23 protein-coding genes are annotated in these 20,990 nt (G+C 54.4%); 12 read left to right on the forward strand and 11 right to left on the reverse strand.

All coding sequences use genetic code 11. The features are described 5' to 3' along the window. Window positions 1-125: 125 nt before the first annotated feature. Window positions 126-683 carry an environmental stress-induced protein Ves gene (gene ves, locus UTM25_RS10520; RefSeq protein ID WP_194401061.1) on the forward strand — a complete coding sequence of 186 codons (558 nt, stop codon included), beginning with the start codon at window positions 126-128 and terminating at the stop codon, window positions 681-683. On the opposite strand, the gene cho is transcribed toward ves, so the two are convergent. Both cho and nadE read right to left on the reverse strand, forming a co-directional pair. Continuing rightward, window positions 661-1,539, reverse strand: coding sequence for an excinuclease Cho (cho, locus tag UTM25_RS10525; protein WP_121931787.1), 879 nt, complete (start codon window positions 1,537-1,539; stop codon window positions 661-663). The two genes, ves and cho, sit on opposite strands and share 23 nt — an antisense overlap. A gap of 115 nt (window positions 1,540-1,654) precedes the next feature. Then, on the reverse strand, window positions 1,655-2,479 hold the full coding sequence (gene nadE, locus UTM25_RS10530; protein WP_063440261.1) for an ammonia-dependent NAD(+) synthetase: 825 nt from the start codon (window positions 2,477-2,479) through the stop codon (window positions 1,655-1,657). Window positions 2,480-2,711: 232 nt separating this feature from the next. Here nadE and osmE point away from each other — a divergent pair, with 232 nt between their 5' ends. The 7 genes from osmE (at window position 2,712) to chbG (ending at window position 8,562) form a co-directional block, all read left to right on the forward strand. After that, window positions 2,712-3,056 carry an osmotically-inducible lipoprotein OsmE gene (osmE, locus tag UTM25_RS10535; protein WP_010430142.1) on the forward strand — a complete coding sequence of 115 codons (345 nt, stop codon included), beginning with the start codon at window positions 2,712-2,714 and terminating at the stop codon, window positions 3,054-3,056. A 281-nt stretch (window positions 3,057-3,337) separates the two neighbouring features. Then, the gene (gene chbB / locus UTM25_RS10540) at window positions 3,338-3,655 is read left to right on the forward strand and encodes a PTS N,N'-diacetylchitobiose transporter subunit IIB (RefSeq protein WP_008500676.1); all 318 of its coding nucleotides are present in this window, start codon (window positions 3,338-3,340) and stop codon (window positions 3,653-3,655) included. A 79-nt stretch (window positions 3,656-3,734) separates the two neighbouring features. Continuing rightward, window positions 3,735-5,093 (forward strand): PTS N,N'-diacetylchitobiose transporter subunit IIC, encoded by a 1,359-nt coding sequence (gene chbC / locus UTM25_RS10545; RefSeq protein ID WP_023311283.1) that lies wholly within the window; start codon window positions 3,735-3,737, stop codon window positions 5,091-5,093. Window positions 5,094-5,140: 47 nt separating this feature from the next. Continuing rightward, window positions 5,141-5,488, forward strand: coding sequence for a PTS N,N'-diacetylchitobiose transporter subunit IIA (chbA, locus tag UTM25_RS10550; RefSeq protein ID WP_023311284.1), 348 nt, complete (start codon window positions 5,141-5,143; stop codon window positions 5,486-5,488). A 5-nt stretch (window positions 5,489-5,493) separates the two neighbouring features. Further along, window positions 5,494-6,336 carry a transcriptional regulator ChbR gene (gene chbR / locus UTM25_RS10555; protein WP_071789366.1) on the forward strand — a complete coding sequence of 281 codons (843 nt, stop codon included), beginning with the start codon at window positions 5,494-5,496 and terminating at the stop codon, window positions 6,334-6,336. A gap of 109 nt (window positions 6,337-6,445) precedes the next feature. Next, window positions 6,446-7,801 (forward strand): 6-phospho-beta-glucosidase, encoded by a 1,356-nt coding sequence (locus tag UTM25_RS10560; RefSeq protein WP_194401057.1) that lies wholly within the window; start codon window positions 6,446-6,448, stop codon window positions 7,799-7,801. A gap of 11 nt (window positions 7,802-7,812) precedes the next feature. After that, window positions 7,813-8,562: a chitin disaccharide deacetylase gene (chbG, locus tag UTM25_RS10565; RefSeq protein WP_194401056.1), complete on the forward strand. Its 750-nt coding sequence runs from the start codon at window positions 7,813-7,815 to the stop codon at window positions 8,560-8,562. 101 nt (window positions 8,563-8,663) lie between these two features. On the opposite strand, the gene katE is transcribed toward chbG, so the two are convergent. Next, window positions 8,664-10,913 carry a catalase HPII gene (katE, locus tag UTM25_RS10570; protein WP_194401055.1) on the reverse strand — a complete coding sequence of 750 codons (2,250 nt, stop codon included), beginning with the start codon at window positions 10,911-10,913 and terminating at the stop codon, window positions 8,664-8,666. Between the two features lie 86 nt (window positions 10,914-10,999). Here katE and cedA point away from each other — a divergent pair, with 86 nt between their 5' ends. Then, entirely contained in the window at window positions 11,000-11,356 is a 357-nt protein-coding gene (gene cedA, locus UTM25_RS10575; RefSeq protein ID WP_262349011.1) for a cell division activator CedA, read from the forward strand. Between the two features lie 48 nt (window positions 11,357-11,404). Here cedA and UTM25_RS10580 read toward each other — a convergent pair whose 3' ends face one another. From UTM25_RS10580 to hxpB, 3 genes are all read right to left on the reverse strand, one after another. Continuing rightward, window positions 11,405-12,796, reverse strand: coding sequence for an L-cystine transporter (locus UTM25_RS10580; RefSeq protein ID WP_045336125.1), 1,392 nt, complete (start codon window positions 12,794-12,796; stop codon window positions 11,405-11,407). A gap of 126 nt (window positions 12,797-12,922) precedes the next feature. Further along, window positions 12,923-13,513: a metal-dependent hydrolase gene (locus UTM25_RS10585; protein WP_014883483.1), complete on the reverse strand. Its 591-nt coding sequence runs from the start codon at window positions 13,511-13,513 to the stop codon at window positions 12,923-12,925. A 101-nt stretch (window positions 13,514-13,614) separates the two neighbouring features. After that, on the reverse strand, window positions 13,615-14,286 hold the full coding sequence (gene hxpB, locus UTM25_RS10590; protein WP_194401054.1) for a hexitol phosphatase HxpB: 672 nt from the start codon (window positions 14,284-14,286) through the stop codon (window positions 13,615-13,617). 148 nt (window positions 14,287-14,434) lie between these two features. On the opposite strand from hxpB, the gene UTM25_RS10595 reads away from it, so the two are divergent. Next, window positions 14,435-14,971, forward strand: a complete 537-nt coding sequence (locus tag UTM25_RS10595) for a YniB family protein (protein WP_194401053.1) — start codon at window positions 14,435-14,437, stop codon at window positions 14,969-14,971. Between the two features lie 36 nt (window positions 14,972-15,007). Here UTM25_RS10595 and UTM25_RS10600 read toward each other — a convergent pair whose 3' ends face one another. From UTM25_RS10600 to pfkB, 3 genes are all read right to left on the reverse strand, one after another. Next, window positions 15,008-15,868, reverse strand: a complete 861-nt coding sequence (locus tag UTM25_RS10600) for a fructosamine kinase family protein (RefSeq protein ID WP_194401052.1) — start codon at window positions 15,866-15,868, stop codon at window positions 15,008-15,010. A 105-nt stretch (window positions 15,869-15,973) separates the two neighbouring features. Beyond that, window positions 15,974-16,264 carry a type V toxin-antitoxin system endoribonuclease antitoxin GhoS gene (ghoS, locus tag UTM25_RS10605; RefSeq protein WP_194401051.1) on the reverse strand — a complete coding sequence of 97 codons (291 nt, stop codon included), beginning with the start codon at window positions 16,262-16,264 and terminating at the stop codon, window positions 15,974-15,976. A 106-nt stretch (window positions 16,265-16,370) separates the two neighbouring features. Further along, window positions 16,371-17,303: a 6-phosphofructokinase II gene (gene pfkB, locus UTM25_RS10610; RefSeq protein ID WP_320714772.1), complete on the reverse strand. Its 933-nt coding sequence runs from the start codon at window positions 17,301-17,303 to the stop codon at window positions 16,371-16,373. A 295-nt stretch (window positions 17,304-17,598) separates the two neighbouring features. Between pfkB and UTM25_RS10615 the strand changes: the two genes are divergently transcribed. Beyond that, window positions 17,599-18,357 (forward strand): YdiY family protein, encoded by a 759-nt coding sequence (locus UTM25_RS10615; RefSeq protein WP_029740435.1) that lies wholly within the window; start codon window positions 17,599-17,601, stop codon window positions 18,355-18,357. An 80-nt stretch (window positions 18,358-18,437) separates the two neighbouring features. On the opposite strand, the gene yniD is transcribed toward UTM25_RS10615, so the two are convergent. Both yniD and yncL read right to left on the reverse strand, forming a co-directional pair. Then, entirely contained in the window at window positions 18,438-18,545 is a 108-nt protein-coding gene (gene yniD, locus UTM25_RS10620; RefSeq protein WP_008500658.1) for a small membrane protein YniD, read from the reverse strand. A gap of 98 nt (window positions 18,546-18,643) precedes the next feature. Further along, entirely contained in the window at window positions 18,644-18,916 is a 273-nt protein-coding gene (gene yncL, locus UTM25_RS10625) for a stress response membrane protein YncL (protein ID WP_080470226.1), read from the reverse strand. 142 nt (window positions 18,917-19,058) lie between these two features. Between yncL and thrS the strand changes: the two genes are divergently transcribed. After that, on the forward strand, window positions 19,059-20,987 hold the full coding sequence (thrS, locus tag UTM25_RS10630) for a threonine--tRNA ligase (protein ID WP_008500657.1): 1,929 nt from the start codon (window positions 19,059-19,061) through the stop codon (window positions 20,985-20,987). Window positions 20,988-20,990 lie beyond the last annotated feature (3 nt).

Here is a 20,990-nt window from a genome sequence, read left to right on the forward strand (position 1 = left end):
GTTCCGCTAAGGCCTGCCCGCTCTGCTGCCGATACTGTTTCTGTGAATACCCAACGATAACAAACAAGACAGCAACGATAGCGATATCCTTGCCCTGGCACGGGTTGTGCCATTCAGGAGTGGTGATGGAGTTCTTTGATATCCGTAAGATGCCGGTCAGCCTCTGGCGCAATGGTGCTGGCGAAACGCGTGAGATTTGCTGCTTCCCTCCCGCGACGCGCGATTTTCAGTGGCGTGCCAGTATCGCGACGATTGCCAGCAACGGCGAATTCTCCTCGTTTCCGGGTGTTGACCGGGTGATTACCTTGCTGGAAGGGGGAGAGGTGACGCTGGACGCGGGTCAGGCGTTCTCCCATACCCTCAAGCATCATCAGCCCTACAGTTTTGCCGGCGATTTACCGGTGAAAGCGCTGCTTTCAGACGGGCAGATGGCGATGGACTTTAACATCATGACCCGGCGCGACTGCTGCCGGGCGAAGGTGCGCGTTGCTGACCGAACCTTTACCACCTTTGGCTCACGCGGGGGCGTGGTGTTCGTGCTAAGCGGGGCGTGGCAGTTGGGCGATAAATTGCTGACGGCCGATCAGGGTGCCAGCTGGGAGGAGGGTACCCATACGCTGCGTCTGCTGGAGGCTCAGGGCACCTTATTGTTCAGCGAAATCACGTGGCTGCCGGGTCATTGAGCACAATGATCTCAAACTTTCCTGCCAGGACCGGTTTACAGAGAATTTTATAGCCATCGTGGTCAAATCCGGCGGGCGTGCGCAGCAGGGTTGCCGCGTCGTTGATGTCGTCGACAGCGCCCAGCCAGAGCCAGTTGTTGACAATGTGATACTGGGTCATGGCCTCGCCCACTTCTTTTAGCGCAACGGCGCTTTCCCAGGGCCAGCAGTTTACGCTGATGGCCGCCAGACCGGTGAGGAGCCGGGCGTGATGCGCCTCAACGCTCTCTTTCCCGCAGCAGGCACCGGCGCAGCGCTTCAGCGCTGATCGAAAACAGGCGCGTCCGCGGGTGGTTGCCTCCAGACCTAAAAGGCTGTAGCAAAGCTGTAAATCGTCCGCCAGCGTCTGCAACGCCTGGAGCGCGGCGCGTTTATTGGCAAACAGCCCATAGAGATTCGGGGCATGAGAAAAATCGACGTCGCGCGCGTAGACGACCTGCGGCTTGCCATCGTTTATCTGCAGGGAGCAGAGCTGACGGTTGCGGCGCAGGCGCTTATTGAACAACGGCTGTTGTTCTTTTATCAACCGCGCCTCCAGCAGCAGCGCCCCCATTTCTCCCGCCGTCTGGAACCAGGTAATGCGTCGCGACTGACGCAGCATGGCGGCCTCGTCCGGCGTACGCAGATGGGATAACACCCGACTGCGAATGTTAACGCTCTTGCCGATATAGAGCGGCAGGGTGTCACTTTCACCGTGAAAGATATACACGCCCGGCTGTTTAGGCAGCGCCTCAAGCCAGGGGCGAAGGTGTTCGGGATATTCGTAGATAGCCGCCGCTTCAAACTCAAGACGCGGGGCGGATTGACGCCTGCTCACATACTGCTCCATATACTGTTCAGGCATACAGTGTAGCAGGAGTGTGGTGGTTAAAAAAGAGCCGGGTGGCGGCTACGCCTTACCCGGCCTACGAAAACGGGTTACCGTTTTGCGTTTATTTCCAGAAGTCGTCAAACACCGTAATGGGCGTATGGCGCTTGTGCTCGGTTTTCAGATACCAGCCTTCGATGATTTTCGCGGTACCTTCATCCAGCTTTTTGCCTTCCAGATAATCATCAATGTTGTCATAGGTGACGCCAAGGGCCGCTTCATCCGGCAGGGAAGGGCGATCGTCTTCGAGGTCCGCTGTCGGCGCTTTCTTATACAGATGCTCAGGACAGCCCAGCGCGGCCAGCAGCTGCTTACCCTGACGCTTGTTGAGACGGAAGATCGGGTTAATGTCGGTGCCGCCGTCGCCATATTTGGTGAAGAAACCGGTGATCGCTTCTGCCGCATGGTCGGTGCCGACGACAACGCCTTTGGTCATCCCGGCGATGCTGTACTGCGCTTTCATGCGCTCGCGGGCTTTCTCGTTGCCGCGAACAAAATCGCTCAGCTCAATGCCCGCTTCGCGAAGCGCCTGCTCGCTTGCCAGCACCGAGCCCTTAATATTCACGGTCAGCACGCGGTCAGGCTGAATGAAGGCAATGGCATCCTGGCAATCCTGCTCGTCCGCCTGTACGCCATAAGGAAGACGCACCGCGATAAACTGCAGTTTCTCATCGCCCGTCTCTTCGCGAAGCTCTGAAATCGCCATCTGGCAGAGTTTACCGGTCAGGGTAGAGTCCTGGCCGCCGCTGATGCCCAGCACCAGGGATTTCAGGAAAGCGTTCTTTTTTAAGTACGATTTTAAAAAATCCACGCTGCGGCGGATCTCTTCATGTGCATCTACCGTAGGCTTCGCGCCCAGTGCCTGAATAATCTCTTGTTGCAGAGCCATCACGCCCTCCATATGCAGTACATAAACAGAATGTGTTAGCTGTTAAAACTAACCCTTTGGGCGAGAAACGACAAGGATCACAGTTTCGAGTGCGCTAATTTGCGCCGATTTAGCAGGTTATCGTTGTTTTATTAGAATTTTCCGAAATTCGTCTGGCGTAATCCACAAAGTTGAACAATAGTACTTTTTATCCCATGCTTAGATAACACGCTGATAAACAAGAGGACGGAATATGAACAAGAACGTAGCAGGAATTCTTAGCGCAGCGGCGGTACTGACTATGCTGGCAGGGTGTACGGCTTACGATCGCACCAAGGATCAGTTTACGCAGCCCGTAGTAAAAGACGTTAAAAAAGGCATGACCCGTTCGCAGGTAGCTGCGATTGCCGGTAAACCTTCTTCCGAAGTGACCATGATTCATGCGAAAGGGACCTGCCAGACCTATATCCTGGGTCAACGTGATGGTAAGGCAGAAACCTACTTCGTCGCCCTGGATGATACCGGTCATGTGATCAACTCCGGCTATCAGACCTGTGCTGAATACGACACCGATCCGCAGGCACCTAAGGCGCAGTAACCCTGCTTGCCTGAGGATGTTAACAAACCGGCCCATGGGCCGGTTTTTTTATGCATCAGAAAATCTTATTTCTTTGCGCGAATTATTTGCCCGAAATGTGAAGGGAGTCAACAAGCCAGGTCAATGAGAGACAATTTGAGTCTATCCAGAATTATCCCCTGTCTGTACCATTGCGTATACTCACTCCAACGATAAACAACAGTACGCAAGCTACCTGTCTGACGGGACAGCGAGTCGAGTGATAGCGCGATGGCAGGTAGTTATATAAGAGGGAAATCACGATGGAAAAGAAACATATCTACCTGTTCTGCTCAGCGGGCATGTCAACGTCGCTTCTGGTGTCAAAGATGCGTGCGCAGGCTGAAAAGTATGAAGTCCCTGTGGTGATTGAAGCGTTTCCAGAGACGCTGGCGGGCGAAAAAGGCCAGACAGCCGATGTTGTTTTACTGGGGCCACAAATTGCCTATATGTTGCCCGAAATTCAACGACTGTTACCCAATAAACCGGTCGAAGTGATCGACTCGGGGCTGTACGGCAAAATTGATGGTTTAGGTGTTCTTAAAGCTGCTGTGGCAGCCATTAAAAAAGCTGCTAATTAATTTTTATTTTTCCCGTCAAAGAGTTATTTCACACACAATACGCCGTAACATGCGTTACGGCATTTAAGGGTATTTTCCTATGAGTAAAGTCATCGCTTCACTTGAAAAGGTACTCCTTCCTTTTGCTGTTAAAATAGGAAAGCAGCCTCACGTTAATGCCATCAAAAACGGCTTTATTAAATTAATGCCGTTGACGCTGGCCGGGGCCATGTTCGTTTTAATTAACAACGTTTTTCTGAGCTTTGGTGAAGGTTCCTTCTTTTATTCATTAGGAATTAGGTTAGACGCTTCCACTATTGAAACCCTTAATGGTTTTAAAGCCATTGGCGGCAACGTCTATAACGGTACGTTAGGGATTATGTCGCTGATGGCGCCTTTCTTTATTGGGATGGCACTGGCAGAAGAGCGTAAAGTGGATCCGCTGGCTGCCGGGTTATTATCCGTCGCCGCCTTTATGACCGTAACGCCTTACAGCGTGGGTGAAGCCTACGCCGTTGGCGCCAACTGGCTGGGCGGGGCCAACATCATCTCCGGTATCGTTATCGGCCTGGTGGTGGCAGAAATGTTCACCTTTATTATCCGCCGCAACTGGGTTATCCGCCTGCCGGATAGCGTACCGGCTTCGGTTTCTCGTTCATTTTCCGCGTTGATTCCAGGCTTCATTATTCTCTCCATCATGGGGATTATCGCCTGGGCGCTCTCTCACTGGGGCACAAACTTCCACCAGATCATCATGGACTCTATCTCTACGCCGCTGGCGTCGATGGGTGGTGTGGTCGGTTGGGCGTATGTGATTTTCACCTCTCTGCTGTGGTTCTTTGGCGTGCATGGTTCACTGGCACTGGCCGCGCTGGACAGCGGGATTATGACCCCCTGGGCACTGGAAAACGTTGCGCTTTACCAGCAGTACGGCTCCGTTGACGCGGCGCTGGCAGCGGGTAAAACCTTCCATGTGTGGGCGAAGCCAATGCTTGACTCCTATATCTTCCTGGGCGGTACCGGGGCGACCTTGGGTCTGATCATCGCGGTCTTTATTGTCTCTCGTCGTGCTGACTACCGTCAGGTCGCGAAGCTGGCGCTGCCATCAGGCATCTTCCAGATTAACGAACCGATTCTGTTCGGTCTGCCAATCATTATGAACCCGGTAATGTTCATTCCGTTCATCCTGATTCAGCCGCTGCTGGCTGCGATCACCCTGACGGCCTATTACATGGGCATCATTCCACCGGTCACCAACATTGCACCGTGGACCATGCCGGCGGGCCTGGGCGCCTTCTTCAACACCAACGGTAGCGTCGCGGCCTTCCTGCTGGCGATATTTAACCTCGGGATTGCCACCCTGCTGTACATGCCGTTCGTGGCGATTGCCAACAAAGCCGCCACCATTATTGATGAAGAAGAGAGCGAAGAGGATATTGCCCTCTCACTGAAATTCTAAGATTGACCGGCGCGGGGAAGCCCGCGCCAGCCACAAGGAGCTTAAAAATGTTAGATTTGGATAGTATTGTCGCAGACGAAGCCGTCGAGAACGATCTCGAAGAAGTGGTGATGGGGCTTATCATCAACTCCGGACAGGCCCGCAGCCTGGCCTATGCCGCACTGAAGCAGGCCAAGCAGGGGGATTTCGCCGCGGCGAAAACCATGATGGACCAGTCCCGCACGGCGCTCAACGAAGCGCACCTTGTGCAGACAAAGCTGATTGAAGGCGATCAGGGCGAAGGGAAGATGAAGGTCAGCCTGGTGCTGGTCCACGCGCAGGATCACCTGATGACCTCGATGCTGGCGCGTGAGCTGGTGGCGGAGCTTATCGAGCTTCACGAGAAAATGCACTGAGTCGGATTTCGCAGCAGGAGGTCAGCACGATGGAAATTAAAACCGCACTTGAACAGCAGCTGTTTAACGGCAAAAATTTTCACGTGGTTATCTACAACAAAACGGAGAGCGCCAGCGGTCTGCACCAGCATGACTACTACGAATTCACGATTGTTCTGACCGGCCGCTACTACCAGGAGATCAACGGTAAGCGCGTCCTGCTTGAGCGAGGGGATTTTGTCTTCCTGCCGATGGGGTCTTATCACCAGAGCTTTTACGAATTTGGTGCCACCCGTATTCTGAATGTGGGCGTCAGCAGACGCTTCTTTGAGAAGCACTATCTGCCGCTGGTGCCGTTCTGCTTTGTGGCCTCCCAGGTCTATCGGGTCAAAAACGAGTTCATGACCTGGATTGAAACGGTTATCGCCTCGCTTAACTTCCGCGACAATGAATTTGATGAGTTTATTGAAACGGTGACCTTCTACGTGATGAACAGGCTGCGCCATCATCGTGAGGAGCAACAGGTGACGGATGATATTCCACAGTGGCTGCGCAGCACCGTTGAGCTGATGCACGATAAAGGTCAGTTTAGCGAAAATGCGCTGGAAAATATGGTGTCACTGTCGGGGAAATCCCAGGAATATCTGACCCGCGCGACGCAGCGCTATTATCGTAAAACACCCGTGCAAATTATTAATGAAATCCGCATTAATTTTGCGAAGAAACAGCTGGAAATTACCAACTACTCTGTCACCGATATTGCGTACGAGTCAGGATACAGCAGTCCCAGCCTGTTTATTAAGACCTTTAAGAAATTGACTTCATTCACACCGAACAGTTACCGGAAGAATTTAACGGTAATTAATTAACTTTCGGCGGATTATCCGCCAAGAATATTGCTTTAATGGCTTGCCAAAATAGCGGGAAGAGTACGCTATACCTTGCAGGCGATTAACCTGATACGCTAAGGGAGATATTATGCAGAAGAAATTAAAAGTCGTAACCATTGGTGGCGGCAGCAGTTATACCCCGGAATTACTTGAAGGTTTCTTGAAACGTTACCATGAATTACCGGTCAGCGAATTATGGCTGGTTGACGTTGAGGAAGGTCAGGAAAAGCTGAATATTATTTTCGACCTGTGCAAGCGCATGGTGGAGAAAGCGGGCGTGCCTCTGACCGTGCATAAAACCCTCGACCGCCGTCTGGCGCTGAAAGATGCGGATTTCGTCACCACCCAGCTGCGCGTCGGCCAGCTGAAAGCGCGCGAGCTGGACGAGCGTATTCCGCTGAGCCACGGTTATCTCGGGCAGGAGACCAACGGCGCGGGCGGCCTGTTCAAAGGCCTGCGTACCATCCCGGTCATTTTTGACATCGTCAAAGACGTGCAGGAGAACTGCCCGAACGCGTGGGTGATTAACTTCACTAACCCGGCCGGGATGGTGACCGAGGCGGTCTATCGTCATACCGGCTTCAAACGCTTTATCGGCGTCTGTAATATTCCGATCGGTATGAAGATGTTTATCCGTGACGTACTGGCGCTGACCGACAGCGACGATCTCTCTATCGACCTGTTCGGCCTGAACCACATGGTGTTTATTAAAGACGTCATTGTGAACGGAAAATCGCGCTTTGCCGAACTCCTCGACGGCGTGGCCTCCGGTCGCCTGACCGCGGCCTCCGTGAAAAACATCTTTGACCTGCCGTTCAGCGAAGGGCTGATCCGCTCGCTGAACCTGCTGCCGTGCTCTTACCTGCTTTACTACTTTAAGCAGAAAGAGATGCTGGCCATCGAAATGGGCGAGTACTATAAGGGCGGCGCGCGCGCGCAGATCGTTCAGAAAGTCGAGAAGCAGCTGTTCGATTTGTATAAAGATCCGAACCTGAACGTCAAACCGAAAGAGCTGGAGCAGCGCGGTGGGGCCTACTACTCCGATGCGGCGTGCGAGGTGATTAACGCCATCTACAACGACAAGCAGGCGGAGCACTATGTCAACGTGCCGCACCACGGCCATATCGACAATATCCCGGCTGACTGGGCGGTCGAGATGACCTGCATCCTGGGACGCGATGGTGCTAAACCGCATCCACGCATCACCCACTTCGATGATAAGGTCATGGGCCTGATCCACACCATCAAAGGCTTTGAAGTGGCGGCAAGCAACGCGGCGCTGAGCGGCGAGCTCAATGACGTGCTTCTGGCGCTGAACCTCAGCCCGCTGGTGCATTCCGACCGCGATGCGGAGCAGCTGGCCGGCGAGATGATCCTGGCGCATGAAAAATGGTTGCCGAACTTTGCCGCCACGATCGAGAAGCTGAAGTTCAAACACCACTGAGAGGACGCACAATGGAAAACCTGCTGATCGTTAATGCTGATGATTTTGGCCTCTCGAAAGGCCAGAACTACGGCATTATTGAAGCCTGTCGCCGGGGGGTTGTGACCTCGACCACGGCACTGGTGAATGGTGAGGCGGTTGAACACGCGGCGCAGCTGAGCCGCGAGGTGCCGGAGCTGGGCGTCGGCATGCATTTTGTGCTGACGCTCGGGATGCCGCTTTCGCCCATGCCCGGCCTGACGCGCGACGGCCAGCTGGGCAAATGGATTTGGGAACTGGCGGAGCAGGGCGTTCTGCCGCTCGAAGAGATTGCCCGCGAGCTGGAGTGTCAGTTCAACCGCTTTGTTGACGTGTTTGGCCAGGTGCCGACGCACATCGACAGCCATCACCACGTGCATATGATCCCGGCGATTTTCCCGATTGTCGCTGAGTTTGCAAAACGCAAAGGCGTGGCGATGCGCGTGGACAGGGAGGCGCTCGGCGTGCCCGACTACGACGTGACCACCACAGAGGGGTTCAGCAGCGCATTTTACGGCGACGAGATCGACGAAGCGCTGTTCCTGAAGGTGCTGGATGATTCCAGCGCGCGGGGGGAACGGTCGCTGGAGATCATGGCGCATCCTGCTTTTGTCGATAACACCGTACGTAAGAGCGCCTACTGCTGGCCGCGCCTGGCGGAGCTGGACGTGCTGACGTCGCCGTCGCTGAAATACGCGATTGCCGAGCGCGGGTATCGGTTGGGGGCGTTCGGGGATCTTTGAGATAAAGCCCGGTGGCGAGTTAAAAGCAAAACGGTAACCTGGGTTACCGTTTTATTGTTTTCTCCCTCTCCCGTGGGAGAGGGCCGGGGTGAGGGTATTTTTTACGCCGGGATTTGGTCAATCTTACTGCTGCGCGACCAGACGCGGTGCGCGGCGAGCAAATCAAACAGCTTCGTCATAAAGGCATCGTCAACGTTGTCTCCCTCGACAATGCCGTCCTCACCCTGATCGGCCACCTTCAGCTGCGCCTTAAACCGTCGCGCGTCGCCGGACAGCGCGATCGGTTTCAGGTGCTTGTAGGCTTCCAGCAGATAATACACCGCGTCACCGTTGCTCAGCAGGCTGTCTATATCTCCGCACGGCACAATCACCGCATCGACGGTCAGCGATGGCGCCCCGGCAAAGGTCGCCGCCACCGGCAGCACGGAGCCGTCATCGGCGGTCACTTCCCCCATGCGGGAATAAAGCAGTTTCGCATGCACGCCCTGGGTCTTCAGCGCCTGCATAATCTCCAGCACGTCGCTGGCGCGGGTGTTGTCGTTCAGCAGGATGGCAACCACGCGGCCTTTAATCGAGCCACCCGGCACGGCATACAGGCTCAGCGACGGATCTTTCTTCACGCCGTTAACCTCTTTCGGCGGGGCAAGGTTGCGCTGCTCGTCGGTCAGCGCAATACCCAGGTTATCCGCAACGCTCTGGGCGAGCTGAATGTCAATGCGCGCCAGCTGATCGACCACCCGCTCGCGGATGTAGGTACGCACCACCTTACTCAGCTCAAAGCTGAAGCCGCCGATAATGTGCTGCTGCTCAATCGGCGTCTGGCTGTTCCAGAACAGGCGAGGGTGGGCGTAATACTCGCCGAACGAAGGGCTGCGCTCGCGAATTTTGTTGCCGTCGACACGCTCCTGGTACGATTCGAATCCACCGCGTTTGGGCGCCGGGGGCGTTTCGCGCGGCCAGTTATCGTTGATGGAGTTCGGCTCATAGTTAGCCGGGTTGGTATCAATATCCTGACGGTGCATCCCGTCGCGCTGGAAATTGTGGTACGGGCAGGTTGGGCGGTTAATCGGGATTTCGTGGAAGTTCGGCCCGCCAAGACGGCTGATCTGCGTATCGGTATACGAGAACAAACGACCCTGCAGGAGCGGATCGTTGGTGAAGTCCAGCCCCGGGACGATATGCCCCGGATGAAACGCGACCTGTTCATTTTCGGCAAAGAAGTTATCCGGGTTGCGGTTGAGCACCATTTTACCCACCAGCTGAACCGGAACCAGCTCCTCCGGGATCAGCTTCGTCGGGTCAAGCAGGTCGAAATCAAACTTAAATTCGTCCTCTTCCGGAATGAGCTGCAGACCCAGCTCGTACTCCGGGAAGTCGCCCGCTTCAATGGACTCCCACAGCTCGCGGCGATGGAAGTCCGGATCTCGTCCGGTCAGCTTCTGCGCCTCGTCCCATACAAGCGAGGCTTTACCCGCCACCGGCTTCCAGTGGAAACGAACAAACGTGGCTTTCCCCTCGGCGTTGATCAGACGGAAGGTATGGATGCCAAAGCCTTCCATGGTGCGATAGCTGCGCGGGATGCCGCGGTCTGACATCGCCCACATCACGTTGTGTAAGGTTTCAGGCTGTAGGGAGACATAGTCCCAGAAGGTGTCGTGCGCGCTTTGTCCCTGCGGTATGGCCCAGTGGGGCTCCGGTTTTACCGCATGGACAAAGTCAGGAAATTTATGCGCGTCCTGAATGAAGAACACTGGGGTGTTATTGCCCACCAGATCGAAAATACCCTCTTCGGTATAAAACTTAGTGGCAAAGCCGCGGATATCCCGGACGGTGTCTGCCGAACCCGCGCCGCCCTGTACGGTGGAGAAACGCACAAACACCGGGGTAATTTTATCCGGGTCGGAAAGGAAATCCGCTTTGGTGATCGCTTTCAGGCTCTTGTATGGCTGGAAGTAGCCGTGCGCAGCGGAACCGCGCGCGTGGACGATGCGTTCCGGAATTCGCTCATGGTCGAAATGGGTGATTTTTTCCCGCAGGATAAAGTCTTCCAGCAGGGTTGGCCCGCGCGCGCCTGCGCGAAGGGAGTTCTGATCGTCAGCAATGCGCACGCCCTGATTGGTGGTGAGCGCAAAACCTTCGCCGCCTTTGCGGTGCGGCTCAAGCGATTTCAGCTTCTCGTTTCCCGCGTCCGGTGATTTCATGCTTCCCGGTGCGGTAGGCTGTTCGCCCGGTGCAGAGGGGCCAGGGGAGGGGCGGTGAGAGCCGTCAGCAGGGGCGAGAGAGTCCATACCCGGTTGAGATTCCTCAGTGCCATGAATCGGTGATTGATGTGTTTTATCTTTGTTCGACATTGCACGCTTCTCCTTTATCCATTGCTAAAAACCCTATTAAGGATAGAACAATGTCGCGAGATGGCTCGCGAACTAAGAGTTTTCACATGCCGTCATTGACGAAAGGAGCCTTCTCGCCCACTCGGAGCGCGACGGAAGGCAGCAGGATCGGCTATCATAGAATTTTCCTGCTTCAAGAATTTGCTTTAGTGAACCAGTCGCTTATGAAACCTCTTCGTCAACAAAACCGCCAGGTTATTAGCTATGTGCCCCGCGTTGAGCCCGCGCCGCCTGACCATGCCCTGAAAGTGGAGGGTTTTCGCGATGTCTGGCAGCTTCGGGGGAAATACGTGGCCTTCGTGCTGATCGGCGAACATTTCCGCCGCTCGCCCACGTTTACGGTGCCGGAGTCAGCGCAGCGGTGGGCGATGCAGATCCGCCAGGATGAAGAGGTTGAAGAATAACAGTTATAAAAAAACCGCCATCAGGCGGTTTTTTTATTTCTACCGAGATTAACGGTGCGCCAGCTCGGCGTCGTCTTCACTTTCCAGAATCGCTTTGTCGGTCTGCTTCAGCCACTGGCTGGTCAGCGTACCGGCGGTCATGGAGCCGCTTACGTTCAGCGCGGTACGGCCCATGTCGATCAGCGGCTCAACGGAGATCAGCAGCGCGACCAGCGTCACGGGCAGGCCCAGCGCGGGCAGCACAATCAGCGCGGCGAAGGTTGCGCCACCGCCAACGCCCGCAACGCCTGCGGAGCTTACGGTAACAATCCCGACCAGCGTGGCGATCCAAACCGGATCCAGCGGGTTAATCCCAACGGTAGGGGCGACCATCACGGCCAGCATCGCCGGATACAGACCCGCACAGCCGTTCTGACCAATGGTGGCACCAAAGGAGGCAGAGAAGCTGGCGATGGATTCAGGCACGCCCAGACGGCGGGTTTGCGCTTCCACGTTCAGCGGAATAGACGCGGCGCTGGAACGGCTGGTGAAGGCAAAGGTTAGTACCGGCCAGACTTTACGGAAGTATTTCAGCGGGCTGACGCCGTTTACGCCCAGCAGGATGCCGTGCACCACGAACATAATGCCCAGGCCCAGATAAGAGGCCACAACGAAGCTGCCCAGCTTGATGATGTCCTGCAGGTTAGAGCCGGCAACCACTTTGGTCATCAGCGCCAGCACGCCGTAAGGCGTCAGCTGCATCACCAGACGCACCAGCTTCATCACCCAGCTTTGCAGGGTATCAATCGCGGTCAGCACGCGTTCGCCTTTAGGCGCGTCGTCTTTCAGCAGCTTCAGCGCCGCTACGCCCAGGAACGCGGCGAAAATAACCACGCTGATGATCGAGGTTGGGCTCGCACCGGTCAGGTCAGCAAACGGGTTCTTCGGAATGAAGGAGAGCACCATCTGCGGCACGGTCAGGTCAGCCACTTTACCCACGTAGTTGGTTTGAATCGCGGTAAGACGCGCCGTTTCAGCGGTACCCTGAACCAGACCTTCTGCGGTCAGGCCAAACAGGTTGGTGACCAGCACACCCACCAGCGCGGCAATCAGCGTGGTGAACAGCAGCGTACCAATGGTCAGGAAGCTGATTTTTCCCAGCTGCGTGGCGTTATGCAGGCGGGCCACGGCGCTCAGAATAGAGGCGAACACCAGCGGCATAACGATCATCTGCAGCAGCTGGACATAGCCGTTACCGACGATGTTGAACCACTGAATAGAGTCTTTCAGAACTGGATTATCGGAGCCATAAATTGCCTGTAATGCCAGACCAAATACGACACCCATGGCCAGACCAACCAGCACCTTTTTCGCCAGGCTCCACTGTTTGTGGCGCGCCTGCGCGAGAAGCAATAGCAATACAGCGAACACAACGACGTTCGCGATGAGTGGAAAATTCATCCCCGTTCTCCTGATTTATTATTGGGTCGGTTTTACCGATCCTGTTGGCGGAAGGTTAGCAGAAGTGTGATGTAGCGCTTATATCCAAATGGAATGGTTTATGACAAACGGGATAATTTTGTCGGTTTACTGTTCAATCTGGTGATGAATAAAGCGATTGAACTGAAATTGCAGCGAATTAATCATCTGTGATGACCAGCGAACTGCACTGTTTTCGGGCAAGGTTTGCGGCATCCAGACGGCGTAAGCAAATAGCGCCATGCACAATACGCGCTCAAGCTGGTTGCCTTTCTGCGGTGCGAGGATGGGAAAACGGAAACGCCAGCGGCAGGGCCAAAGCAGCGGCACGCCCGCAGGCGTCAGCATATCGGCAAGGATATGGCTTAAATAGCCCAACACCATCCCCTGGATCGCATCGGCGGGGACTATCCAGCTTTCGGGCACTTTTAAATAGAAAAGCGTCAGCAGGCCAAACACGGCCAGCAGGCTGTGCGTAAACCCCCGGTGGCCGAACGCGCGGGCGATGGGTTTCGACACCCACTTCAGGCGCTGTCCGAGGAAAGATTTGGGATGGTCAATGTCGGGCAGCAGACAGGTCAGTACGGCGGAAGGGACAATATGCCACCAGTCCCCCTGTGCCAGCACGGGGGTGAGTTCAGCGTTTTTGGCAAATACCGCGCACGCAATAGAAAAAAGCAGGTGGCCTTCCGCCGTCATGATAAAACCCATAAAACTGTCAATTCATACAGTATAGGGTTTTTATACAGTAGGCGGAAGAGGTGACGGTGTAACTGTTTGTCACAAACCAGAGAAGGGTGTTAACCGTCCTGCAGGTGATGCGCCGTGAGTTCTGCCAGTGAGTTAAGCTTCACGTCGGCAAGGGCAAACCGGGGGTCGTGACGGCCTTCTTCTGCGGGCACCACAATGGAGCGCATCCGTGCAGCCTTCGACGCCACCATACCGTTAACGGAATCTTCCAGCGCTACGCAGTTGAGGGGATCCAGGCCGAGCTTAGCGGCGCAGTCCAGATAGACCTGCGGGTGCGGCTTGCTGTAAGGCAATTTCTCAGCGGACGCCAGCGCGTCGAAGCTGTCGCGCAGTTCAAACATCGTCAGCACTTTTTCCAGCATGTGCAGCGGTGAAGCGGAAGCCAGGCCAACCTTCAGCCCCTGGGCTTTACACAGCGCGACGGCCTCACGTACGCCGGGCAGCAGCGGCCTGTTCTCTTCCACCAGCGAAATGGCGCGGCTGATTATGCGCGCGGTCACTTCATCGCGACCGGGTCCAACCCACGGCTGTTGGGCAAACCACAGGTCAACCACCATATCGATGCGCAGCCCCAGCGTATCGGGAAGTTCATTACGGCGGCTGATATCCACGCCCAGGCTGGCCATAACGTCCAGTTCGGCGCGATCCCAAAGCGGTTCGGAATCGATCAGTAATCCATCCATGTCAAAAATTGCGGCAAGAATTTGGCGCGGTGTCGACATCACAACGTCTCCTTATCCAGGGTGTTCGACAGACGATACGTGCTAAGCACAATCTGCAATTTAGCATATTGCTTTTAAAGAGCGGGCGAAATTGATGACCAGCAGGTAGACTTAGGCACAAATAACGCGTCTTTATGAAGAGGAACTGATGACGTATCAACAAGCTGGACGCATTGCGGTCTTAAAACGTATTGCTGGCTGGGTGATTTTTATTCCTGCCGTCATTTCTACGCTGATTTCCGTGCTCAAATTTATGTACGATCACAGCGAAAAACAGCCGGGTATCAATGCGGTAATGCTTGATTTTGCTCATGTCATGATTGAAATGATGCGTTTTAATACGCCATTTTTGAATGTCTTCTGGTTTAACTCACCCACCCCGGATTTTCAGCATCAGTTGAATATCGGCTTTTGGGTGATATACGCCCTGATCTTTGTCGCGCTGGCATTGCAGGCCTCTGGCGCGAGAATGAGTCGTCAGACGCGCTTCTTACGCGAAGGCGTGGAAGATCAGTTGATTCTGGAGCAGGCCAAAGGCCCAGAAGGAATGACTCGGGAGCAGATTGAATCACGCATTGTTGTTCCGCGTCATACCTTTTTCCTGCAGATATTTCCGCTTTACGTTCTTCCCGTGCTCATCATTGTGGCGGGATACTTCTTCTTTTCACTGCTCGGTTTTCTGTAATCGATAAGGGTGGCGGCGAAGCCACCCTTTCTCTTCTCAGGCGGCAAGCATGCGTTCGAGCGCGCGCTGCGCATTAACGAGGTGTTCACCGCCAAAAAGAATGGCACGGTTCATCAGCGTATATAGCTGATACACCGGCTGGCGGTCGAGGAAACCGGGCGGCAGAGGGGAAACAGACTGGTATCCGTCGTATATTTGCGGCGGCTGTTCAGGGTGAAGCGGCAGCATGGCAAGATCGCACTCTCTGTCACCCCAGTAGCAGGCCGGGTCAAAGATGTACGGGCCGTTGGGACCCAGGGCACAGTTATTGGACCACAAATCGCCGTGAAGCAAAGACGCCTGAGGCTGGTGGGATGCCAGACGCTGTTGAACGTGCTCGACGATGGCGTCAATATTGCCAAATTCCAGCCCTTTCTCGGCGGCCAGCTCAAGCTGCCAGCCAATGCGCTGCTCGGCAAAAAATGTCGACCAGCGACGCTGCCAGGCATTAGGCTGTGGCGTGGTGGAGAGATCGTTGTCAAAGTCGAGACCAAACTGCGGCTGGTCGCTCCATTGATGCAGGCGCGCGAGCTGTTGGCCAAGGATGAACGCATTATGGGCATCCAGCGGGCGGGCGGGGAGATATTCCATCACCACGAAGCTGTAGTCGCGGTCACTCCCCACGGCCAGAACCTGCGGGACCGTGACCGTTTTACTGCGCGACAACAGCTCCAGCTGGTCGGCTTCGGCGGTGAATATCGGAAGCAGCTCTCGCTCATCGCACTTAACGAAAAGATCGCGCCCTGCGTAGCGTAAATGCCACGCGGCGTGGATCTCACCGCCTGGCAGTTCGTTACGCAGTTCAATTTCACCTTCACCAAGTTGCTCACTTAAAAGATGACTGATAGCCTGCCACATGTTGTCTCTCCCATGTTGTCTGCCAGATCATAAAGTTAGCGCATAATTGCGGTAAAAAAATACGAACTAACGCACACCTGAGCGGTTTAAATTCATGCAGGGCACTTATTGTTCATTTTTATGCCAGCTTTCCCAGGTTTCCACGTCAATCTCGGCTGGCTTGTCGGTCACGCTTTCCACCAGACTGGCGCTCAGCGCATGAACCTCTTCCTGGCTCAGGGGACTGATCAGGCCAAATGTCAGGGTGCCTAAATCATGAACATTGCCCGCGTCATCCGTGAGCGTGAGGAGAAAATTAGCCCGGGTGAAGGCGTTGTTGAGCTCATTCAGCTCGGTCAGCGATGCTTCATGAAGGTTGATGGTCACGACGTAGCGGGTGATGTCACCACTGCTCATAATTCACCTCATTGTTATCATGGAAGTTTTCTTAGCATAGTCGATAGTTTGCGTTTGGCGACTCGGGGATGACATTCCCCTCCGTAAAGACGAAGGGGATAAGGCGTTAATTGCGGGACAGGTAATCGACGATTTTTTGCGTATCGGCAAGCGAACAGAGACGCGTGCCCTGGTTGATGGTGGCGGCGCTACCCGCCACCACGCCGTAGCGTGTCATTTCGAGCAGAGACGCACCCTGCGCCAGTTTTAGCGTCATCGCACCCACCATACTATCGCCCGCGCCAACCGTGCTTTGGCTCTTCATCGGCGGTGGGACAACCTGAACGGACGACGATTCATCGACTGCCAGCGCCCCCTGAGGGCCAAGGGAGACGACTACGCGCCGCGCTTTTCCGCTGCGCACCAGTTCCTGCGCGGCGGTGCGCACATCATCAGGCTGCGTCAGTTCGCGGTTGACCAGCGCGCTTAACTCTTTCTGGTTGGGTTTGACCAGCTCAAGATTGCCCGGCACCAGAGCCGCCTGCAGGGCCTCGCCGCTGCTGTCGACAATGCAGCGGATGCCGCGCTGCTGCGCGGCCTGAATCAGCGCCGTTAATTTTTCCGTGCTTACGCCGGGCGGCAGGCTGCCGCTTATCACCAGCAGCGCGCCGCTTTCTATCGTCAGCACTTTCTCTTCAAGCTGACGAAACTCGTCATCGCTGAGTTTCGCGCCCGGCATGACAAAACGGTACTGCTCGCCGCTTGATTCTACGTGGACATGCAGGTTTTGCCGCGTCCAGTCTTTGGCCTCAACGGTTTCAACGGCCACCTGTTCATCGGCCAGCAGAGAGACCAGGTGTTCACCGGTGGCACCGCCTGCGGGGAAAATTGCCGTGGCTTTGCCGCCGAGGTGTGTAATGGCGCGCGCCACGTTGATCCCGCCGCCGCCGGGCTCAAAGACCGGGGCGCTACAGCGCAATTTACCTTCCGGGTAAATCTGCGGCGTCAGGGTGGCGGAATCCAGGGAAGGGGAGAGCGTCAGAGTATAGATAGAAACCATCATTACCTCCTTTTAGCATGGGTTCTTATTAGTCTGGCACCATTTTTCAGGAAGGCAATCTAAATAACAGTATGATTTTAAATATGAATACTGACAAAAAGTGAGGCGGGGGATATATAAAATAAAACGCTTTTTGAGATCGTTCTTATTCAAAAAATGAAATAAGAAAACATTGCTATGTTATTTGCGGCTTTTTATAATTTGTTACCTTTCTCTGGACGCCTTGTCATTGATCCTCAAGAAAGATTCCGGGACCGTGTGGTCTCTTTTTTTGTTGTACGGACTCCTTAATAAAATGAAGCTTTTAAAGACAGTGCCCGCTGCACTGATGCTGGCGGGTGGCGTGTTTGCGGCTATGAACGCGACCGCCGATGATACCGTTTTTACTGTCATGGACGATCCCTCCACCGCGAAAAAACCGTTTGAAGGTAACCTGAACGCTGGGTACCTGGCACAATCCGGTAACACCAAAAGCTCTTCTCTGACGGCGGACAGTACGCTCACTTGGTACGGTAACACCACCGCCTGGTCTCTGTGGGGTAATGCCAGCAACACTTCCGCTAATGACGAACGTTCTTCCGAGAAGTATGCGGTAGGCGGACGTAGCCGTTACAACATGACCGACTATGACTACCTGTTTGGACAGGCAAGCTGGTTAACTGACCGTTACAACGGTTATCGCCAGCGCGATGTGTTCACCGCCGGTTATGGTCGCCAGTTCCTGAACGGTCCGGTACACAGCCTCCGTTTTGAATTCGGTCCTGGTGTGCGTTATGACGAGTACACCAATGGCGATACCAAAACCCAACCGCTCGGTTACGCTTCCGGTACCTATGCCTGGCAGATGACTGACAACACCAAATTTACCCAGGGTGTTTCTGTATTTGGTGCCGACGACACGACGCTGAACTCTGAGACGGCGCTGAACGTGGCTATCAACGAACACTTTGGCCTGAAAGTCGCCTACAATGTGACCTGGAACTCTTCACCACCAGAATCTGCGCCGGATCATACCGACCGCAGAACCACGGTTTCACTGGGTTATAGAATGTAATACAAGCGGGCCGATGATGATGTCGGCCCGTTTATTGTCTGCGGTCTTTTGACGTCCCTTCTGATGACTTGTCTTCGCCTCTAGCCCCAAATCATTGCCGCCCAACGGAGTAGCAGCATTGCGCCGCAGATGGCAATCAGCACCAGCACCATTTTCCAGTGTTTTACGGCAAATCGTTTAGTTGGCATAACCTAATCCTTGTTGGTTGATACCCACAGTCTACCAAACAGGGCCGAAATATGCCCCTTCTCAGGAACGATTGGGTTATGCCAGGGCAGGGTTCGGCTCAGAACCAGTGGAATCGTTCGGCGAGAATCAACAATAAACCTGTGGCGGAAAGGATGTTCAATATCACAACCGTTCTACTGGATACGTTCATGGTATGCACCTTTGGGTTTAAAGACCTGTTCAAGAGTAGCCCAGCATCTTCGAAATGCGAGCGCAGGGGAGAAGCAACCTGCAAATTCGTGCGAAAGCGCCAGCCCATCAATCTGGCCGCAGAGGGTGCAATCTCCTTTCCGTTAGTGTTAACATTACGTCGCTTGCCGTAAATCCACATTAATCTGAATTCGGCTGGTGAATGATGACGAACCAATTTGACGATTGTTGGTCAGATGGTGTCGTAATCTATTGTCAAATCACGATTATTTTCTTTGTATATGCTCTTATGTGTGGGGCATCACTGCAAATAAGGATATAAAATGCCTGTAATTACTCTTCCTGATGGCAGCCAACGCCATTTCGACCGTGCTGTTAGCCCAATGGATGTTGCCCTGGACATTGGTCCTGGTCTCGCGAAAGCGACTATTGCTGGCCGCGTTAACGGTGAGCTGGTGGATGCTTCCGATCTGATCGAAAACGATGCGACGCTTGCAATCATCACTGCGAAAGACGAAGAAGGTCTGGAGATCATTCGTCACTCCTGCGCGCACCTGTTAGGCCATGCCATCAAACAGCTGTGGCCAAACACCAAAATGGCGATCGGTCCGGTTATCGACAATGGTTTCTACTACGACGTAGACCTTGACCACACCCTGACTCAGGAAGATATCGACGCGCTCGAAAAACGCATGCACGAGCTCGCCGAAACGAACTATGACGTCATCAAGAAGAAAGTCAGCTGGCACGAAGCGCGTGAAACCTTCGTTAAGCGCGGCGAGAGCTACAAAGTCTCTATTCTTGACGAAAACATTTCGCATGATGACAAGCCTGGCTTGTACCATCACGAAGAATACGTCGACATGTGCCGTGGACCGCACGTGCCGAACATGCGCTTCTGTCATCACTTCAAGCTGATGAAGATCGCGGGCGCCTACTGGCGTGGCGACAGCAACAACAAGATGTTGCAGCGTATCTATGGTACCGCGTGGGCCGATAAAAAAGCCCTGAACGCATACCTGCTACGCCTGGAAGAAGCGGCGAAGCGTGACCACCGTAAAATCGGTAAGCAGCTTGACCTGTACCACATGCAGGAAGAAGCGCCGGGTATGGTGTTCTGGCATAACGACGGCTGGACTATCTTCCGTGAACTGGAAACTTTCGTACGCTCCAAGCTGAAAGAGTACCAGTATCAGGAAGTGAAAGGCCCGTTCATGATGGACCGTGTGCTGTGGGAAAAAACCGGCCACTGGGACAACTACAAAGATGCGATGTTCACCACCTCGTCTGAGAACCGTGAATACTGCATCAAGCCAATGAACTGCCCGGGCCACGTTCAGATCTTTAACCAGGGTCTGAAGTCCTACCGCGACCTGCCGCTGCGTATGGCGGAGTTCGGTAGCTGCCACCGTAACGAGCCATCAGGTGCGCTGCACGGTCTGATGCGTGTTCGTGGCTTTACTCAGGATGACGCGCATATCTTCTGTACTGAAGATCAGGTCCGTGACGAAGTTAACGCCTGTATTCGTATGGTCTACGATATGTACAGCACCTTTGGCTTCGAGAAGATCGTCGTCAAACTCTCAACGCGTCCGGAAAAACGTATCGGTAGCGATGAGACATGGGATCGCGCAGAAGCGGATCTCGCCGTGGCGCTGGAAGAGAACGGCATTCCGTTCGAATACCAGCTGGGCGAGGGCGCATTCTACGGTCCGAAAATTGAATTTACCCTGTATGACTGCCTCGATCGCGCATGGCAGTGCGGTACTGTACAGCTGGACTTCTCCCTGCCGCAGCGTTTAAGCGCCTCTTATGTTGGCGAAGACAACGAGCGTCAGGTACCGGTAATGATTCACCGTGCAATTCTCGGTTCTCTGGAGCGCTTCATCGGCATCCTGACCGAAGAGTTCGCAGGCTTCTTCCCAACCTGGCTTGCGCCAGTGCAGGTCGTGGTGATGAACATTACCGATTCTCAGGCGGATTACGTTAAAGAATTGACGCAGAAACTACAAAATGCGGGCATTCGCGTAAAAGCAGACTTGAGAAATGAGAAGATTGGCTTTAAAATCCGCGAGCACACTTTACGTCGTGTCCCGTATATGTTGGTCTGTGGTGATAAAGAGGTGGAAGCAGGCAAAGTTGCCGTTCGCACCCGCCGTGGTAAAGACCTGGGCAGCCTGGACGTAAGTGAAGTGATTGAGAAGCTGCAACAAGAGATTCGCAGCCGCAGTCTTCAACAACTGGAGGAATAAGGT

This window comes from Enterobacter sp. 61D5 (assembly GCF_034107965.1).
GTDB lineage: Bacteria > Pseudomonadota > Gammaproteobacteria > Enterobacterales > Enterobacteriaceae > Enterobacter > Enterobacter cloacae_M.

What these genes read in the sequence shown, in the direction of transcription:
- ves (WP_194401061.1), top strand. Translation starts at nt 126, where the DNA reads ATGGAGTTCTTTGATATCCGTAAGATGCCGGTCAGCCTCTGGCGCAAT.
- nadE (WP_063440261.1), bottom strand. Translation starts at nt 2,479, where the DNA reads ATGGCTCTGCAACAAGAGATTATTCAGGCACTGGGCGCGAAGCCTACG.
- osmE (WP_010430142.1), top strand. Translation starts at nt 2,712, where the DNA reads ATGAACAAGAACGTAGCAGGAATTCTTAGCGCAGCGGCGGTACTGACT.
- chbB (WP_008500676.1), top strand. Translation starts at nt 3,338, where the DNA reads ATGGAAAAGAAACATATCTACCTGTTCTGCTCAGCGGGCATGTCAACG.
- chbC (WP_023311283.1), top strand. Translation starts at nt 3,735, where the DNA reads ATGAGTAAAGTCATCGCTTCACTTGAAAAGGTACTCCTTCCTTTTGCT.
- chbA (WP_023311284.1), top strand. Translation starts at nt 5,141, where the DNA reads ATGTTAGATTTGGATAGTATTGTCGCAGACGAAGCCGTCGAGAACGAT.
- UTM25_RS10560 (WP_194401057.1), top strand. Translation starts at nt 6,446, where the DNA reads ATGCAGAAGAAATTAAAAGTCGTAACCATTGGTGGCGGCAGCAGTTAT.
- chbG (WP_194401056.1), top strand. Translation starts at nt 7,813, where the DNA reads ATGGAAAACCTGCTGATCGTTAATGCTGATGATTTTGGCCTCTCGAAA.
- katE (WP_194401055.1), bottom strand. Translation starts at nt 10,913, where the DNA reads ATGTCGAACAAAGATAAAACACATCAATCACCGATTCATGGCACTGAG.
- cedA (WP_262349011.1), top strand. Translation starts at nt 11,000, where the DNA reads ATGCCGTCATTGACGAAAGGAGCCTTCTCGCCCACTCGGAGCGCGACG.
- UTM25_RS10580 (WP_045336125.1), bottom strand. Translation starts at nt 12,796, where the DNA reads ATGAATTTTCCACTCATCGCGAACGTCGTTGTGTTCGCTGTATTGCTA.
- UTM25_RS10585 (WP_014883483.1), bottom strand. Translation starts at nt 13,513, where the DNA reads ATGACGGCGGAAGGCCACCTGCTTTTTTCTATTGCGTGCGCGGTATTT.
- hxpB (WP_194401054.1), bottom strand. Translation starts at nt 14,286, where the DNA reads ATGTCGACACCGCGCCAAATTCTTGCCGCAATTTTTGACATGGATGGA.
- UTM25_RS10595 (WP_194401053.1), top strand. Translation starts at nt 14,435, where the DNA reads ATGACGTATCAACAAGCTGGACGCATTGCGGTCTTAAAACGTATTGCT.
- UTM25_RS10600 (WP_194401052.1), bottom strand. Translation starts at nt 15,868, where the DNA reads ATGTGGCAGGCTATCAGTCATCTTTTAAGTGAGCAACTTGGTGAAGGT.
- ghoS (WP_194401051.1), bottom strand. Translation starts at nt 16,264, where the DNA reads ATGAGCAGTGGTGACATCACCCGCTACGTCGTGACCATCAACCTTCAT.
- pfkB (WP_320714772.1), bottom strand. Translation starts at nt 17,303, where the DNA reads ATGGTTTCTATCTATACTCTGACGCTCTCCCCTTCCCTGGATTCCGCC.
- UTM25_RS10615 (WP_029740435.1), top strand. Translation starts at nt 17,599, where the DNA reads ATGAAGCTTTTAAAGACAGTGCCCGCTGCACTGATGCTGGCGGGTGGC.
- yniD (WP_008500658.1), bottom strand. Translation starts at nt 18,545, where the DNA reads ATGCCAACTAAACGATTTGCCGTAAAACACTGGAAAATGGTGCTGGTG.
- yncL (WP_080470226.1), bottom strand. Translation starts at nt 18,916, where the DNA reads ATGTGGATTTACGGCAAGCGACGTAATGTTAACACTAACGGAAAGGAG.
- thrS (WP_008500657.1), top strand. Translation starts at nt 19,059, where the DNA reads ATGCCTGTAATTACTCTTCCTGATGGCAGCCAACGCCATTTCGACCGT.